The 14,828-nt window shown below is 41.0% G+C and carries 16 protein-coding genes and 2 pseudogenes; 13 read left to right on the forward strand and 5 right to left on the reverse strand.

All coding sequences use genetic code 11. The features are described from left to right. Window positions 1-54: 54 nt before the first annotated feature. The 3 genes and pseudogenes from QZV86_RS07395 to flgM all read right to left on the reverse strand — a co-directional run. A pseudogene (locus QZV86_RS07395) lies at window positions 55-171 on the reverse strand (transposase); the annotation flags it as partial. A 286-nt stretch (window positions 172-457) separates the two neighbouring features. Next, window positions 458-913, reverse strand: a complete 456-nt coding sequence (locus tag QZV86_RS07400; RefSeq protein ID WP_295625625.1) for a flagella synthesis protein FlgN — start codon at window positions 911-913, stop codon at window positions 458-460. Beyond that, entirely contained in the window at window positions 913-1,218 is a 306-nt protein-coding gene (gene flgM, locus QZV86_RS07405; RefSeq protein ID WP_295625628.1) for a flagellar biosynthesis anti-sigma factor FlgM, read from the reverse strand. Before flgM ends, QZV86_RS07400 begins: the two co-directional genes overlap by 1 nt. Window positions 1,219-1,488: 270 nt before the next feature. Here flgM and QZV86_RS07410 point away from each other — a divergent pair, with 270 nt between their 5' ends. From QZV86_RS07410 to QZV86_RS07470, 13 genes and pseudogenes are all read left to right on the forward strand, one after another. Continuing rightward, window positions 1,489-2,229 (forward strand): EI24 domain-containing protein, encoded by a 741-nt coding sequence (locus tag QZV86_RS07410; RefSeq protein ID WP_295625631.1) that lies wholly within the window; start codon window positions 1,489-1,491, stop codon window positions 2,227-2,229. A 65-nt stretch (window positions 2,230-2,294) separates the two neighbouring features. Continuing rightward, window positions 2,295-3,113: a DUF3025 domain-containing protein gene (locus QZV86_RS07415; protein ID WP_295625633.1), complete on the forward strand. Its 819-nt coding sequence runs from the start codon at window positions 2,295-2,297 to the stop codon at window positions 3,111-3,113. Window positions 3,114-3,165: 52 nt separating this feature from the next. Further along, on the forward strand, window positions 3,166-3,588 hold the full coding sequence (locus QZV86_RS07420) for a rhodanese-like domain-containing protein (RefSeq protein ID WP_295625636.1): 423 nt from the start codon (window positions 3,166-3,168) through the stop codon (window positions 3,586-3,588). Between the two features lie 141 nt (window positions 3,589-3,729). Beyond that, window positions 3,730-4,155 (forward strand): nucleoside-diphosphate kinase, encoded by a 426-nt coding sequence (gene ndk / locus QZV86_RS07425; RefSeq protein ID WP_295625638.1) that lies wholly within the window; start codon window positions 3,730-3,732, stop codon window positions 4,153-4,155. A gap of 20 nt (window positions 4,156-4,175) precedes the next feature. Beyond that, on the forward strand, window positions 4,176-5,276 hold the full coding sequence (rlmN, locus tag QZV86_RS07430; RefSeq protein ID WP_295625641.1) for a 23S rRNA (adenine(2503)-C(2))-methyltransferase RlmN: 1,101 nt from the start codon (window positions 4,176-4,178) through the stop codon (window positions 5,274-5,276). After that, the gene (gene pilW, locus QZV86_RS07435; RefSeq protein ID WP_295625644.1) at window positions 5,273-6,058 is read left to right on the forward strand and encodes a type IV pilus biogenesis/stability protein PilW; all 786 of its coding nucleotides are present in this window, start codon (window positions 5,273-5,275) and stop codon (window positions 6,056-6,058) included. Before rlmN ends, pilW begins: the two co-directional genes overlap by 4 nt. Then, window positions 6,055-7,266, forward strand: a complete 1,212-nt coding sequence (locus QZV86_RS07440) for a helix-turn-helix domain-containing protein (RefSeq protein WP_295625648.1) — start codon at window positions 6,055-6,057, stop codon at window positions 7,264-7,266. Before pilW ends, QZV86_RS07440 begins: the two co-directional genes overlap by 4 nt. 37 nt (window positions 7,267-7,303) lie before the next feature. Continuing rightward, window positions 7,304-8,545 carry a flavodoxin-dependent (E)-4-hydroxy-3-methylbut-2-enyl-diphosphate synthase gene (gene ispG, locus QZV86_RS07445; protein ID WP_295625649.1) on the forward strand — a complete coding sequence of 414 codons (1,242 nt, stop codon included), beginning with the start codon at window positions 7,304-7,306 and terminating at the stop codon, window positions 8,543-8,545. Continuing rightward, window positions 8,545-9,819: a histidine--tRNA ligase gene (gene hisS / locus QZV86_RS07450; protein WP_295625652.1), complete on the forward strand. Its 1,275-nt coding sequence runs from the start codon at window positions 8,545-8,547 to the stop codon at window positions 9,817-9,819. Before ispG ends, hisS begins: the two co-directional genes overlap by 1 nt. 30 nt (window positions 9,820-9,849) lie before the next feature. Further along, window positions 9,850-10,488 carry a tetratricopeptide repeat protein gene (locus QZV86_RS07455; protein WP_295625655.1) on the forward strand — a complete coding sequence of 213 codons (639 nt, stop codon included), beginning with the start codon at window positions 9,850-9,852 and terminating at the stop codon, window positions 10,486-10,488. Between the two features lie 61 nt (window positions 10,489-10,549). Next, entirely contained in the window at window positions 10,550-11,722 is a 1,173-nt protein-coding gene (bamB, locus tag QZV86_RS07460) for an outer membrane protein assembly factor BamB (protein ID WP_295625685.1), read from the forward strand. Window positions 11,723-11,808: 86 nt separating this feature from the next. Further along, complete coding sequence (gene der, locus QZV86_RS07465; protein ID WP_295625659.1) at window positions 11,809-13,203, forward strand: ribosome biogenesis GTPase Der; 1,395 nt, start codon at window positions 11,809-11,811, stop codon at window positions 13,201-13,203. Window positions 13,204-13,307: 104 nt separating this feature from the next. Beyond that, window positions 13,308-13,660: pseudogene (locus tag QZV86_RS07470) on the forward strand (transposase); the annotation flags it as partial. A gap of 489 nt (window positions 13,661-14,149) precedes the next feature. On the opposite strand, the gene QZV86_RS07475 reads toward QZV86_RS07470, so the two are convergent. After that, entirely contained in the window at window positions 14,150-14,461 is a 312-nt protein-coding gene (locus QZV86_RS07475; protein ID WP_295625661.1) for a BolA/IbaG family iron-sulfur metabolism protein, read from the reverse strand. A 52-nt stretch (window positions 14,462-14,513) separates the two neighbouring features. Beyond that, complete coding sequence (locus QZV86_RS07480; protein ID WP_295625663.1) at window positions 14,514-14,768, reverse strand: LysR substrate-binding domain-containing protein; 255 nt, start codon at window positions 14,766-14,768, stop codon at window positions 14,514-14,516. Window positions 14,769-14,828 lie beyond the last annotated feature (60 nt).

Below are 14,828 nucleotides of genomic sequence, written 5' to 3' on the forward strand. Positions count from 1 at the left end.
AGATTTCCACTTAAAATATGGGAAAAACTGTCCAATCAAGTGTGACCACCTCTATATATTGGGCGTGATTTCAAGGTTTCGAGATACTTCTGGCGTCGTGTGACCCTGATCCAATACCAGACTGATTGCATCTAATTTGTATTCCTTTGTATATTGCTTTCTCGTTATCATTTCTTCCTCCAGTTAAGCTATTTTCTCTTAACTGGAATGTCCGCCAGGTCAAGCCCGAATAGGTTGATTAGACAATACCTTCCAAAAGAAACCGACTTTAATCAGGTGATTGATGAACAGATTAGACAAGTCATGGACAGACTGAATAACCGGCCCTGGAAAACCAGGGGAAATTAGTCACCAAACAAATTGTTTTTAGGGCTGCAAGTTGATTTACTTGCTGCGTAACTTAATTGCACTTATTACTTGAATCCGCCGGATCATATTGTAAGAATTTGTCATGAAATTAAATATATGTTTGACCTTTAGGTCCATAGAGTGCTGCATTGCCTGCTGCACTATGCAACGCAGCGAGAGACTGTTGATTGTGTTGCAGTCGGTTTGCAATAATCAATCCATTAGAATGTGTAAATTGCTGCGCTGTTTTGGCAAGGTTTAATAACTCTTTCCATAGAGTTTTTATTTCAGAATTTTGTTCAGCTAATTCATTTAACCAAGAGTCTATACTCTTCCTATCTAAAGATAGTCCCATTTTATGGAAAAAAACATTACGACGATCATCGCTTTGTATTAATTCTCGAATCAATTTTGTTTTGTCAGAAGTAAGATAATCTATATCTTCTAATTTTCCTGCAATAAGAGCGCTTTCTTCTTTTTTAAGGATTTCTATAAAAGTGCGTAGTGAATTACTTTCAGCTTTCAATTCGTTCATAAAGCGTGCAATATCTTGCTGCAAAAACATTACGCAGCGCCTTTTTTGGATTGAATCAGTTCTTTTGCTGTTTCAAGTAGCCGATCAGCAACAGCTTCCGGATTAATCTGAAAGTTTCCTTCGCTGATCGCCTGTTTTATTTCTTGAACACGTGCTGTATTTACAATCGAGCCACTTGCAGAACTACTATCAATTGTTTGCAGTTTCGCAGCATTTGGACTCAAATGCACACTATTTTCTTGACTTGTATTCGAATTCGGCGTGATATCTGCACGTCTTTTTCCATCATTAACAGATACAGTTGATACTGGCTGTAAAGACTTATCTATTTTCATTTTTATACCTCATAACAGATTCATTGAATGTCTTATCGACATCTTTATTAAGAACTTTAGAATTAAAGAGTTTGCTAAGGCTCTGGAGTATTAAAGTAAATAATTTGCGATAACCCAGTTTAGGTTATTACGGCGATAGTTGGTAGGGAGTTTAGAAATTTTAAAGAAAATATATTTCTCATTGTTGGTGTCAATGCAGTTGGATTCACGTTGTCATGTTAATATCATCGCCTGTCGTGAACAATATGTATTGCCTTTTTTAGCAATTAAATGTCTATAGTATTTAAAGCCATTGTAAGCGCATTTCGTGACTTGTTTCGTTTAGGAATTGCCTGGACTATTGTGTGGCCATTGATAGCTTCAGTGCTATTTTGGCTGATAGTCGGATTCATTTTTCAGAATAATTTTTCTGAAATAATTTATCAGATTCTGGGTGAAATTGGTATTGGCGAGTGGTTGCGCAATTTGGAACCAGATTGGATTGCATCGTTAGTTCTGGGCTTATTTAATCTATTGATGTTTATTCCTCTTGTAATTGTTACGACACTGGTTATTACAGCTATATTTGTGTTACCAGCACTAATCAATTTAGTGGCGCGCCGTTTCTATCCTGATTTGAAGCGCGAGAATGGAGGTTCTATAAGCGGCAGTATTGTTAATGCAATAATGGCCAGCGTTATTTTTATATTTATCTGGATAGTTTCGTTGCCATTGTGGGCTTTTGGTGTAGGAGTTATTATCCCGTTCGTGGCGGCAGCTTTTATGAATCAACAATTATTTCGCTATGATGCATTAGCGGAGCATGCTACTAAGTACGAAATTAATAGAATTTGTTCAGAAAACAGATATTCATTATGGGGGTTGGGATTGTTGACAGGCTTGGTGCAGTTTATACCTTTTATTAATTTATTGGCTCCAATTTTTACTGCACTTGCTTTTATTCATTTTGGATTAGAGCATCTAAAATATTTGCGTATGAAAGAAGTGGCAAAAGAAAATATTAATCAATAAAAATTTGCCTTTAGCTACTCAAGCAAACTTCTTTCTTTATTTAAGTTTCTTAATCGGTGGTGAATATGCGCAATTGGGATTCAAGTTTTATGAATCTTTCACCTATGTTCGAGCCGTTTTTATATTTGAGAAAAGATATCTCAAATTTGCAGCGCTGGCCTGAGCATAATGAACTTAATAAATTATGTTCTGTACCAAATCAACGAATATATACTCGATCAGGTAAGTCTATTTGCTTTATACCTCAGGTAGTTGGAAAACATCGCCATGAGCAAAATTATGAATTGAAAATTTACTTAACCGGTCAAGTGCAGACTAGAGCCAATAATTGGCATGATTTTTTTAATGCCTTAGTGTGGAAGATCTTTCCACGTGCTAAATCTGCGCTCAATCAATTGCATTATCAAGCGCAATTATCTGAGTTGTCGGTTGAAGTTGTGAATAGGTGTGCGTTAAGAGATGCGGCAACACTTTTCGATGAGTCCGGTGTCATTATCATTAGCAGTGATGAGTTATTGATTCAATTGATAAAAGACTTTGAGTGGAAAGAATTGTTTTGGTGCCAGCGTACTGTCTTATTATCATCAATGCGATTTTTTGTTTTTGGCCATGGAATGTACGAGAAAGCATTAAACCCTTATATAGGCATGACTGGTAAAGCAATTATTTTTGAGGTGAAGAAAGATTTTTTTCTGCAAGATTTATTGAGCCAGCTCAACTCTGCTGATTTAATGCTAGAGCAATTTTTGCTTTGCGCATTATCATCCAGTGCTGATTTAACACCAATCCCATTATTAGGTTATCCAGAGTGGGATGCAGATAATTGTCATGAATCGTATTATGAAAATAAGAAATATTTTCGTGAGTGTCGCAAATCTAGGTAAATTCGAAGAAAATTACAGTTTTATTTTGAATAGCCTATACTAAGAAATTAAAATGAACAAAGTCTTTTCAGCGCTGTTAATGGCAACATTTCTCGTTGTCGATATATCTAAGGCTAATGATTTTTCGCCGGGAAGTGTTGAAGGTGCTCGTACCATTAGCACAGAAACTGCTAAGTTATTTTTCGATAAGGGATATTTATTCCTTGATGTCAGAGGCTTGAATGATTATAGGATGGGGCATATTCCTGGCGCGTATCATCTTTCTGTAAAAAGTGATTTTGATGAGCAGAGATTGAGTGCAATTGTAAAAAAGGATCAATCTGTTGTCATTTATTGTAATGGCACTTCGTGCCTGGGTAGTTCAATTGCGGTAGAGAAAGCAATTGGATGGGGATGGACTAGTGTTTTTTATTACCGTAGAGGCATTAAGGATTGGAATTCAATGGGCTATCCAGTTTTTGTGATAGAGCCATAGTTTTTGTCATCGACAGATGAAAAATTCTTATCAAAATAGTTTGTTTATTTAAGACAGAAGCTATGTGTTTTTGCGGACTGGATACATATTTTGTTAAAATGTAATGTTAGATTTATTAATTTATTGGGGTATTTATTAAAAATGGCAATTGAAAGAACTTTATCAATTATTAAACCGGATGCTGTTGCAAAAAATGTGATTGGGCAGATTTATTCCCGCTTTGAATCAAGCGGTTTAAAAATTATTGCCGCACGCATGATACATTTATCACAATCTGATGCGGAGCAGTTTTACGCAGTACATTGTGAGCGGCCGTTTTTTAACGATTTGGTTAATTTTATGACATCCGGGCCTGTGATGGTACAAGTGCTGGAAGGAGAGGATGCTATTAAGAAGAATCGCGATTTAATGGGTGCAACCGACCCCCAAAAAGCAGAAAAAGGAACTATTCGTGCTGATTTTGCTGATAGCATTGATGCTAATGCGGTGCATGGCTCAGACGCATCAGAAACTGCAACAGCTGAAATCGCCTGTTTTTTTCCCACACTTAATATTTATTCTCAATAAAGGCAATGGACATTTAAATCGTGTCGATTAATTTGCTAAATTATGATGGGAAAGGCTTAGTTGATTTTTGCACCGAGATTGGTGAAAAGCCTTTTCGTGCAAGGCAATTATTACGCTGGATTCATCAGTTTGGTATAGTCGATTTTGATTTAATGAGTGATCTGGCAAAAGGTTTGCGAGAGAAGCTTGCGACGCGAGCAGTTATTGAGTTGCCATTGATTATGTCCGATTATGCAGCAGCCGATGGAACGCATAAATGGTTGCTATCAGTTGGCGCAGGAAATGGCATAGAGACTGTTTTTATTCCAGAAGCTAACCGTGGCACTTTGTGTGTTTCAAGCCAGGTTGGATGTGCATTGGCCTGCACTTTTTGCTCTACGGGGAAACAAGGATTTAATCGTAATTTAACTGTTGCGGAAATTATCGGGCAGTTATGGATCGCAAATAAGATGCTTGGAACATGCGGTGATGCTACAAAGCCGCAGACAAGAAAGGCAGTTACTAATGTTGTCATGATGGGGATGGGTGAGCCGCTAGCGAATTTTGAGAATGTCGTAACAGCTTTAGATTTAATGTTGGATGATCATGCTTATGGCCTTTCTCGGCGTCGCGTAACGGTGAGTACTTCTGGGCTAGTGCCCGCTATTGATCGATTGCGTGAGCGTTGTCCGGTTGCTCTGGCTGTTTCTTTACATGCTCCGAATGATGCGTTGCGTGATCAATTGGTTCCAATCAACAAAAAATATCCGATTAGAGAGCTATTGGCTGCTTGTCAACGTTATTTGCCGGCTGCGCCCAGAGACTTTATAACTTTTGAGTATGTCATGCTTGATGGTGTTAATGATAGTGTGTCGCATGCACGTGAACTTGTGAAGCTAGTACAGGATATTCCTTGCAAGTTTAATTTAATTCCGTTCAATTCTTTTTCTGATTCTGGATATAAGCGTTCATCGACTGAGGCAGTAAAGATGTTTCGTGATGTGTTAATGCATGCGGAGCTTGTAACAACTGTCAGAAAAACACGAGGTGATGATATAGCGGCTGCTTGTGGTCAGCTTGCTGGTCAAGTAAAAGATAAAACGCATCGTTCGGCTCGATTAAAAGTAGAGACGACCCAGTGAAATTAAATTTTCCATTATTTTTTTTATTGTTATTTTTTATCGGACTGAATGGCTGTGTGCAGCACAATGCAGAAACCGGAATGCCAATTCAAGATAGGGCAGATCGCGCATTTCAAAGTGCAAAAATTCATACCGAATTGGCGGCTGAATATTTTTATCGTGGACAATTGGATGTTGCAATTGAAGAGGTTAATGAGGCATTAAAGGCACAATCGAATTATGCGCCTGCATATAGTGTGCTAGGGCTTATAAATATGAGCTTAAATGAAAACGGGAAAGCTCTGGAGAATTTTGAAAGAGCCATTCGAATGGCGCCAAGAAACCCGGAAATTAACAATAATTATGGGTGGTTTTTATGCCAGCGCTTTACAAACCGTATGGACGATGCCATCAATCACTTTATGATGGCTGCTAGAGATCCGCTCCATTCAACGCCAGAAATGTCATACACTAATGCGGGGATTTGTGAAACTAAACGTCAGAAATACACCGAAGCGCAATTGTTTTTTCAAAATGCATTATCGATTCAACCTAATTACTCGCCTGCAATCATCGGATTGATTGGTATTGATTTTGAGCGTGGAAATTTAACGGAGGCAAAATCTAAACTTTCTCAGTTTCTGCAGAATTATGCACCTACAGCTGAAGGTTTACTGTTGGCAATAAAAATTGAGCGGGCCTTGGATAATCCATTGGCTGTTGACAGTTATATTTTTCAACTGCAAAAGCATTTTCCTGAATCCAAAGAAGCCATGACGATTCGAGGAGGAAAGATCAGATGACAGATACTAATGACGAAAAGAATAAAAATGTAAATCAATATGCTGAGAATATTGACTTCACCACACCTGATTTAAATATAACAACCGAGAATCAATCATCCGAACACGACAATTTAAAATCGCATGAGACTACACATGAAAATGTGCAAAGGATAGAAACGGAGGATGCCGAATCAGTCATTGGAGAACAGCGCAACAAACTTGATTCAATTGCCTCTAATTTAAACGTACATCATCGTGAATATGTCGATGGAAGTGATTACCAGAATAGTGTTGTGTATAACCTTGAGCATGTAAAAACCCAAAATGAATTAAATGATATTGATTCTATGGGTATTGTGCAAAGTGTCGGACATTTGCTGCGCAGAGCAAGAGTTGCGAGAAATATGAGTATTGAGGATGTATCTCGGCAATTGCGTCTCTCGATACATCAGATTGAGGCGATCGAGAACGAGGATTTTGAGAAACTGCCTGGGAAAACATTCTTGCGTGGGTTTATTCGTAATTATGCCAACCTTGTGCAACTGGATTCCATGCAATTATTGCAATTGCTTCCAGAGTCAACTCGAATAATATCAACCTATGAGCGCACACCATTTAAAGATAAGCAGTTATCGTTTTCCTCAAGTCGAGAAAGTTCTGGTAATAACCCATTGGTGATTGCTATTGTTTTAGTCGTTATTATTTTAGGCACATATTTTATTTTCGAGAATAGTGGATGGAACAAAGATTCTGATACCAGCTCGACAACTAGTACGGCGCGATCTGAATCAGGCACCACGTCCATGGAGATCCAATTGCCAATGTCGACAGCTGCAGATAACGTAGCTAACTTGCCAGCAATGACATCAGAAACCAATAATCCGAGAGGTGTGACGGTAGAACAAGATGCGAGAACTGAATTAATCCCAGCTGAAAAGAATCTTATTACTCAATCTACTGACTTGCAGAACGCAAAACCTAATGATTCAGGTAATTTATATTTTAAATTTACATCAGACTCATGGGTGAAGGTAGTAGACGCCAAGGGCGCTTCTTTGTTTGAGCAACTTATGAAAAGTGGTAGCGAGCAAATTGTTGTAGGTAAGAGACCATTATCGATAGTTATAGGCAATGCATCGGGCGTTAATCTCACCTATAATAAAAAAGAAGTTAATATTTCTTCCTATAAAAAGCAAGATGGAACTGCGCGCTTTACGCTTGAGTAAGCGTACTTGCAATCTCTAGATCTCAATATAATTGATTATGTCTGAAAATAATAGTTTCTCGATAAATCGCCGATCCAGTGTGGGTGTCCAGGTTGGTTCTATAATGCTGGGTGGTGGTGCACCCGTCGTAGTGCAGTCAATGACCAATACTGATACGGTTGATGAAGTCGCTACTACAGAGCAAGTTGCGCAGCTAGCACGTGCTGGATCTGAGTTGGTTCGGATTACTGTCAATTCAATGGAAGCTGCAAAAGCGGTAGCGACAATTCGCGTGCGCTTGGATGACATAGGGTGCCATGTGCCCTTGGTTGGTGATTTTCATTTCAATGGTCATAAATTACTGACTAGTTATCCCGAATGTGCAAAAGCTTTGGCAAAATTTCGCATCAACCCGGGAAATGTTGGTCATGGCAAGAAACGTGACGAGCAATTTACTACCCTGATTGAAACAGCTTGTAAATACGATAAACCTGTACGTATCGGCGTTAACTGGGGGAGTCTTGATCCAGAAATGCTGGCGCGTATCATGGATGAGAATGCAGCTTCAAGTAATCCGCAGGATGCTAAATATGTGATGCGGGAGGCATTAATTACATCGGCATTGGAAAGTGCGGCAAAGGCAGAAGAAATTGGGCTTAGTCGCAATAAAATTGTACTGTCCTGTAAAGTAAGTGGTGTGCAGGATTTGATTAGCGTATATCGCGATTTGGCTGCGCGTTGCGATTACGCATTACATTTAGGGTTGACCGAGGCGGGTATGGGCTCTAAAGGCATTGTGGCGTCTGCAGCGGCATTGGCAGTTCTTTTGCAGGAGGGCATTGGCGACACGATTCGGATTTCATTAACCCCGGAGCCAGGGGGAAGTCGTTCGCGTGAGGTGATTGTCGCTCAGGAAATTCTGCAAACCATGGGCTTGCGTGCATTTGTTCCGCTAGTCGCTGCTTGTCCAGGATGCGGACGTACAACCAGCACCTATTTTCAGGAATTAGCAGAGAGCATCCAGGCTTATGTGCGTGATGAGATGATTGTATGGCGTAAGCAATACGATGGTGTCGAAAATATGACGCTGGCTGTGATGGGTTGTGTGGTAAATGGTCCAGGAGAAAGCAAGCACGCTAATATCGGTATTAGTCTGCCGGGTTCTGGTGAAATTCCAGTGGCGCCAGTATTTGTTGATGGGCAAAAAACCGTAACCTTAAAAGGCGACAATATTGCCAATGAATTCCGTGCAATCGTCGATCAATATGTGAGTGAGAAGTACCCGAGAAAAGTCGTCTGATGGCTAATAGTGTTAAAGCAATTCGCGGGATGAATGATATCCTCCCGAACGAATCTTATCTCTGGGAATATTTTGAGCAAACGGTGCAGCAGTGGCTTGCGACTTATGGATATCGGAATATCCGCACCCCGGTCGTCGAGCAAACTGATTTATTTATTCGTTCTATTGGTGAAGTAACTGATATTGTTGAAAAAGAGATGTATACTTTTGTCGATCATCTCAATAACGATAGTTTGACATTGCGGCCGGAAGGCACTGCATCGTGCGTGCGTGCTGCCATTGAGCATAATCTTTTGTATGCTGGACCACAAAGACTGTATTATGCAGGGCCGATGTTCCGGCATGAGCGTCCGCAAAAAGGGCGTTATCGTCAATTTCATCAAGTTGGTGTGGAAGCGCTGGGCTATGCAGGGCCTGATATTGATGCAGAGCTGATCGTGATGTGCGCCCGTTTATGGAAATTATTGGGTATCTCGGATTTGCGCCTGGAAATAAGCACATTGGGAAATACTGAATCACGTGCATTGCATCGTGCGCGATTACTCAAGTACTTTGAGCAGCATCGAGACGATTTGGATGAAGATTCATTAAGACGTTTGCATACCAATCCATTGCGTATACTTGACAGCAAGAACCCGAGAATGCAGAGAGTTATTGAAAATGCACCCAAATTGATTGATGATCTGGATCTTGAATCATGCAATCATTTTGAATCTTTGCAAAGAATATTACGTGAGCGAGGTATTAACTATGAAATTAACTTGCGCTTGGTGAGGGGACTAGATTATTACAATCGCACTGTATTTGAATGGGTGACCGATAAATTAGGTGCGCAAGGGACTGTCTGCGCGGGCGGGCGTTATGATGGATTAGTGGAGCAGGTAGGTGGGAAATCTACTCCGAGCTGCGGTTTTGCTATGGGAGTAGAGCGACTGTTGTTACTGATAGAAGCATGTGGGAAAAAAATTAACCAGCCTGTGCCTGATATTTATATTGTTCATCAGGGCAGTGACCAAGTTATCGGTTATGCTTGGAAATGTGCAGAGTTTCTTCGCGATGAGGGATTCAATGTTATTTTGCATTGTGGTGACGGCAGCTTTAAATCTCAAATGAAAAAGGCTGATTCATCTGGTGCTGTTTATGCACTGATTATCGGAGATGATGAATTTAGTGCGCAAGAAGTGACCATTAAACCATTACGTGAACTGATCGAACAAGTAAGTGTAAAACTAAACAGCGTTACTGAAATAATCAATAAGAAAAATTCGTATTAACAATAACTCAGAATCAACGAGGGAAGTATCATGGCAACTCATAATCATGAAGATCAAGAGAGAATTGATGGGCTTAAAGCTTGGTGGGACAGGTATGGCACTGCAATCACTATTGTTCTGGCAGTGATGTTAGCAACCGCTGGAGCTATGAAGGCTTGGAATTATTATCAGCAGCAGCAAGCACAGCAGGCGGCAGATTTATACGCATTGTTAAAGCAGGTGCAATCAGGCAATGATGCGGAAAAAATTAATGATGCGGCCCAGTTGCTCACGCAAGGTTATTCATCCAGTGGCTATGCACCACGCGCTGCAATGATTGCTGCACAGGCAGATGTTCAAGCAGGAAATAATAAGCGTGCGATACAAAACTTACAATGGATTCTTGATCATGCAACAGAAGTCGAGATGCGTGACTTGGCGCGATTGAGAATTTCAGGGGTTTTTCTGGATGAAGGAAAGTATGATAAAGCATTAAGGCTTCTGGATGCTGGGCATGATGAAGCTTTCACTGGATTGTATTTGGATCGTAAAGGGGATATCCAAGTAGCTGCCCAGAAAATTTCTGAAGCGCGTTTAAGTTATCAGGCAGCTATAGATAAGCTTGATAAGAGTAATAATTACTACAATATCGTACAAATGAAATTGGATGGACTAGGCAATTCTGAATAAACATTTAACAATTGTTGGATCGAATCTTACTAAATTCAGACGATTATTTACGTTTTTGATAGTGTTTGTTTTGTTGTTGTCAGGTTGTGGTAGTTCGATGAATCCATTTAATATGCGTATTGTTGAAGCAATGAGTACGCAGCTATCGGATATGTTTGTTACAGACGAAGTTATCGTTTATGAAAAGGAAGAGCTCGATGCTTTAAAATCAGTTGATCGAATTCCATTAAAATGGAAAAATAAAGTCAGTGAAAATGAAATTGCTTCATTCTATGTCGTCTATGAAAATGATGCCGTATATTCAGCCGACGAGGCGGGGAAACTTACAAAATATGAAGTAGCGACTGGCAAGCAGCTGTGGCAAGTCAAAACTAAGCATAGATTTTCTGCCGGGGTAGGTATCGGGGAAGGGCTTATTCTGGTTGGAACTTTTAAAGGTGAAATACTTGCTTATAACGAATCTGGTCATATGTTATGGCAAGCGTCAGTCACCAGTGAAATTTTAAGCCCACCACAAGCGCAAAACAATATTGTGGTTGTGCGAACTGTTGATGGCCGGGTATTTGGACTGGATGCCATTGATGGAAAGCGGAAATGGATTTATCAAGGTGCAACTCCTTCATTAACGGTGCGCAGTACTGCAGGAATAACACTTGCGCATGGCGCTGTATTTGCGGGCTTCCCTGGTGGAAAAATGGTGGCGATGAGCTTGTTTAATGGCAATGTTGGGTGGGAAGCTGCCGTTTCGCATCCACGGGGTGTCACGGAGCTTGAGCGTATGACGGATATTACCAGCGCACCTGTGGTTAATGACAGGCTCGTTTGCGCGGTTGCATATCAAGGGCGCGTTGCGTGTTTTGCTATCAATGATGGCACTCAAATCTGGACGCGTGAATCTTCTAGCAGCGCGGGCTTAGCAATGGATAGCGATTATGTTTATGTAACTGAAGATAAGGGTATTGTTGCTGCATATGATTTGCTTAGTGGAGCCAGTGTATGGAAGCAAAGCAAACTTGGTAGTAAGAAATTAACGAAGCCTGTTATCAAAGGACAGTATATAGTTGTTGGAGATGATCAAGGAAATGTTAATTTGCTGCGGAACTATGATGGAGTTTTAATCGCCCGTTCAGCTACCGATGGTAGTATGATTCAAAACCCTGCTTCTCCATTGCCAGATGGGTTTGCAATACAAACAGCGAAGGGTGGTGTGTACGCTTATAGTACGCAATTTTAGTTGTTTTCAAAATTCGTCTGGAATCTTAATGATTCAGCGATATCTTTATTAATGTCACTTAGCCTGAACGAAAGCTGCAAATATTCATGAAACCCATACTCGTCTTGGTTGGTCGTCCTAATGTCGGTAAATCTACTTTGTTTAACCGGTTGACTCGTACTCGTGATGCTATCGTTGCGGATATCCCGGGTTTGACGCGAGACCGGCATTATGGTGCCGGTAAAGTAGGGGATAAGCCTTATCTAGTCATGGATACCGGTGGTTTTGAGCCTGTCATTAAAGACGGCATTTTGTATGCCATGGCAAGGCAGACGATGCAGGCGGTTGATGAGGCAGATAAAGTACTATTTATTGTCGATGGTCGGCAGGGCCTAACTGCACATGACAAAATTATTGCCGAGCAGCTGCGAAAATCTGGACAGAAAATTCTTCTGGTGGTGAATAAAACAGAAGGTATGGCGACAGCCGTTGTCACGGCGGAATTTTTTGAGTTAGGTTTAGGTGATCCCTGTGCGGTATCGGCGATGCATGGCGATAACATCCATGAGTTGGCAGATTTAGCATTGGCGGATTTCCCGGAAATTGAAGAAGAATCCCCAAGCAAACATCCAAAAATTGCCATCGTTGGCCGCCCCAATGTTGGAAAATCTACACTTATCAATACGTTGTTAGGAGAAGAGCGGGTGATCGCCTTTGATCAACCTGGCACGACACGAGATAGTATTTACATTGATTTTACGCATAAAGACAAGCAATATACGCTGATTGATACAGCTGGATTGCGACGCCGCGGTCAGGTGCATGAAACTATAGAGAAATTCTCCGCGATTAAGACACTGCAAGCGATTGAAGATGCCAATGTTGTTGTACTAATATTAGATGCTAGAAGCGAGATTTCTGATCAAGATGCTCATATTGCTGGATTCATACTGGAAACGGGACGTGCATTGGTTATCGCAGTCAATAAATGGGATGGGTTAGATGAATACCAGCGCACTACTATTAAAAGCGACTTAAATCGCAAGCTAGCTTTTCTGAGTTTTGCGCAACTGCATTACATCTCTGCATTACATGGCACCGGAATAAGAAATTTGTTGCCATCGATAGATATAGCTTATGCGGCGGCTATGGCCGATTTGTCGACGCCAAAGTTGACGCGCGCTTTGATTGCTGCAGTTGAAAAACATCCACCGCCACGTGGAGGCATGTCGCGTCCCAAAATGCGGTATGCGCATCAGGGCGGATCTAATCCACCGTTGATTATTGTGCATGGCAGTATGCTGAATCATGTGCCAGAAAGCTATCGGCGATATCTGGAGAATACATTTCGTGAGACTTTTAAGCTATGGAGTACTCCATTACGGGTTGATTTTAAGATTGGTCATAATCCCTACGCTGATAAAAAGCCTGCTCCACCGACAGAAGCAGAGGCGAGACGTGCACATAGCCGGAGGCGAAGAAACCGGAAAAAATATGGATGAGTAAGTGGGCAAGAGAAGTAGCCTCGCAAATTCGGACAGTTCTTTAAGTGGTAATCTTGCTCAACCCAAGCCGTGAAATTGACGACAAACAGAGGAGCGAGAGTATGAGAAGGACGAGAAGGAATCACGCAGCGGGATTCAAAGCCAAGGTGGCCATAGCGGCGATCAAGGGTGACAAGACACTAGCTGAGTTAGCGGAACAATTCGATGTGCATCCGAATCAGATTTCGGAATGGAAACAGCCGTTACAGGAATCTGCAATTAATGTATTCGGGAGTAGTTCAAAAGCAAAGACCGCTGAGCCTGACCTCAAGATACTTCACGCCAAGATTGGACAACTCATGCACTGCCGCTGGTGAGGCAATGTCAGCTACTGGATGTGGCACGCTAAACAGCATACTACCGACCGGTTCCGCTATCAGCGGAAGAGCTTGCGCTGATGCAATCACAGGAGAAATGCGCCTTCTGAGCCGATAATCATCGATAAAAGTGATTGTTCGCATGATTTCAGCAAGAAAATTACTAAAAGATATTCTTCCACACACAAAAAAATAAGAAATTGTAACGAATTTGGAAATTCGTTGAATTTTGTAAAGGTCTCGCTTAATCTCTTCCGGGTTTAATTCCTCGCTCCTTGGGGCGAAGGCTGGTTGAAAACCGACAGTCTGAAGAGCGCTTTTAATACCTCGCTGCTTGCGGCGGGATGCTTTATTTTGAAAAGACAGCAGATTCTTAATCCTCATTTCGATCGGAAATGTAAATGTATCTCTATATTTTTGGGTTGGAATGGCGGTTGCAGAATGAGTTATTAGTACATAATTCCAGATTGTTGTGTTGTATCTCAGGGAGCGGGTCAACAATTAACTTTAGATATTCTGTCGAGATACGCTAGAGGCTTGAGTTACTGCATTGATTAATTACTGTAAGAAAAAATGTTATTACAAGGTTATTTGATTTTTGAACCACCAAGGCACGGAGGGGATTCATTTAACTTCCCGCTTTTTTCAATCCATTCTTCTGTGGTCATGGTGTGCATGGCAAGCGCATGAATAGAATGAAGCTCATCAGCCAGGATGTTGTTGACCATTCGATGGCGAGTTAAAAGCATTTTTCCATTAAATTCATTAGAAATGATCGTCACCCTGAAATGAGATTCGGACCCCTCTGGCACATTGTGCTTGTGACTTTCATTGAGCACTTCTAGAAATTGTGGCTGTAATGATAGAAGCTTGATCTCGATTGAATTTTTTATCTTCATAATTTAACTGATATGTATTGTCAAAAATGGAGTTGGTTGGGCAGCAGCTGGTCTATTTTAAAGATTTATCCCAGTAAGGTATATCTCCAACGTATTCTGACAGGAAATTAATAAAAGCGCGTATCTTTATGGGCAAATGCCTGCTAGGGAGATAGCAGGCATAAATATGACGCTCTACCGATAGATATTCCGGCAGCACCGTTTGGAGTTGCCCCTTTTGTAATTCCAGGCCAATTGTATAAGTGGGTAGCAATGCAATTCCTAATCCATGAAGAGCTAGCTGCCTGTGCAAGCGCGTCACTATCATTGGTGCGTGCATCTTTGGCGTCAATGATCTTTTATGCGACGATATTTTAGTGGATTATCG

The sequence above is a fragment of the uncultured Nitrosomonas sp. genome, from assembly GCF_902826915.1.
In the GTDB taxonomy this organism is placed as follows: domain Bacteria; phylum Pseudomonadota; class Gammaproteobacteria; order Burkholderiales; family Nitrosomonadaceae; genus Nitrosomonas.

What these genes read in the sequence shown, in the direction of transcription:
- ndk (WP_295625638.1), top strand. Translation starts at nt 3,730, where the DNA reads ATGGCAATTGAAAGAACTTTATCAATTATTAAACCGGATGCTGTTGCA.
- flgM (WP_295625628.1), bottom strand. Translation starts at nt 1,218, where the DNA reads ATGAAAATAGATAAGTCTTTACAGCCAGTATCAACTGTATCTGTTAAT.
- der (WP_295625659.1), top strand. Translation starts at nt 11,809, where the DNA reads ATGAAACCCATACTCGTCTTGGTTGGTCGTCCTAATGTCGGTAAATCT.
- QZV86_RS07480 (WP_295625663.1), bottom strand. Translation starts at nt 14,768, where the DNA reads ATGATAGTGACGCGCTTGCACAGGCAGCTAGCTCTTCATGGATTAGGA.
- QZV86_RS07440 (WP_295625648.1), top strand. Translation starts at nt 6,055, where the DNA reads ATGACAGATACTAATGACGAAAAGAATAAAAATGTAAATCAATATGCT.
- QZV86_RS07420 (WP_295625636.1), top strand. Translation starts at nt 3,166, where the DNA reads ATGAACAAAGTCTTTTCAGCGCTGTTAATGGCAACATTTCTCGTTGTC.
- ispG (WP_295625649.1), top strand. Translation starts at nt 7,304, where the DNA reads ATGTCTGAAAATAATAGTTTCTCGATAAATCGCCGATCCAGTGTGGGT.
- QZV86_RS07400 (WP_295625625.1), bottom strand. Translation starts at nt 913, where the DNA reads ATGTTTTTGCAGCAAGATATTGCACGCTTTATGAACGAATTGAAAGCT.
- QZV86_RS07410 (WP_295625631.1), top strand. Translation starts at nt 1,489, where the DNA reads ATGTCTATAGTATTTAAAGCCATTGTAAGCGCATTTCGTGACTTGTTT.
- hisS (WP_295625652.1), top strand. Translation starts at nt 8,545, where the DNA reads ATGGCTAATAGTGTTAAAGCAATTCGCGGGATGAATGATATCCTCCCG.
- QZV86_RS07455 (WP_295625655.1), top strand. Translation starts at nt 9,850, where the DNA reads ATGGCAACTCATAATCATGAAGATCAAGAGAGAATTGATGGGCTTAAA.
- QZV86_RS07415 (WP_295625633.1), top strand. Translation starts at nt 2,295, where the DNA reads ATGCGCAATTGGGATTCAAGTTTTATGAATCTTTCACCTATGTTCGAG.
- QZV86_RS07475 (WP_295625661.1), bottom strand. Translation starts at nt 14,461, where the DNA reads ATGAAGATAAAAAATTCAATCGAGATCAAGCTTCTATCATTACAGCCA.